The sequence below is a fragment of the Methanobrevibacter thaueri genome, assembly GCF_003111625.1.
In the GTDB taxonomy this organism is placed as follows: Archaea; Methanobacteriota; Methanobacteria; order Methanobacteriales; family Methanobacteriaceae; genus Methanocatella; species Methanocatella thaueri.
This window is the reverse complement of the sequence record NZ_MZGS01000008.1, coordinates 1-681: the sequence shown is the minus strand read 5'-3', so window position 1 is coordinate 681 and position 681 is coordinate 1. Positions and strand designations below refer to the sequence as shown.

2 rRNA genes are annotated in these 681 nt (G+C 32.3%); both read left to right on the top strand.

The annotated features are described in order from the left end of the window. Nucleotides 1-120, top strand: a 16S ribosomal RNA gene (locus tag MBBTH_RS00595); the annotation flags it as partial. Nucleotides 121-569: 449 nt separating this feature from the next. Continuing rightward, nucleotides 570-681, top strand: a 23S ribosomal RNA gene (locus MBBTH_RS00590); the annotation flags it as partial.

Sequence of the window (681 nt, the reverse complement as noted above, 5' to 3'; positions counted from 1 at the left end):
CCACCCAAAAAGGGCTTGGATGAGGATGTAATGTTTTGTTATATTCGAATCTAGGTTTTTTAAGGAGGGTGAAGTCGTAACAAGGTAGCCGTAGGGGAACCTGCGGCTGGATCACCTCCTAATACTTTATAATTATTTCATGATTATATGACATTATATGTGTGTTATAGACACAATACATTGTGATATGATTGCAACTGTAATCAAACACTTAATCATCTGCAAGACTGAGTATATTCTAGTAATTTGATTAATATTATTATATTATTAGTGCAGCATCGTTTTAGAGAAAACTGATGTGAAGGGAGAATTTGTTATAATTTTCCGTGCATAAGTAACCCTAACTGGCACTAACTAACCAGATTGTTGTTAGATTATGTGTTATTTTAAAGAAGAAAATCTTTTTAAGAAAAGTTATTCTTTTTTAAGCATTATTTGTTAGAATAGACTATCCTAAAATTTTAGAATTGGTTTTATTCTTCTTGATGGTTAAAAAAATAGACTTTTTTCTTGTGTATTAGATTGATTATTTCAATAGTATAGTTTGCTAAAAATTTAATTGTTGTTTAAAATTTTGCTACTTGTGCTATCTGGGGGATGGCTTGGCTTGAGTTGCCTATGAAGGTCGTGGTAAGCTGCGATAAGCTTGGGCGAGGAGCATACATCCTTTGAACCCAAGAT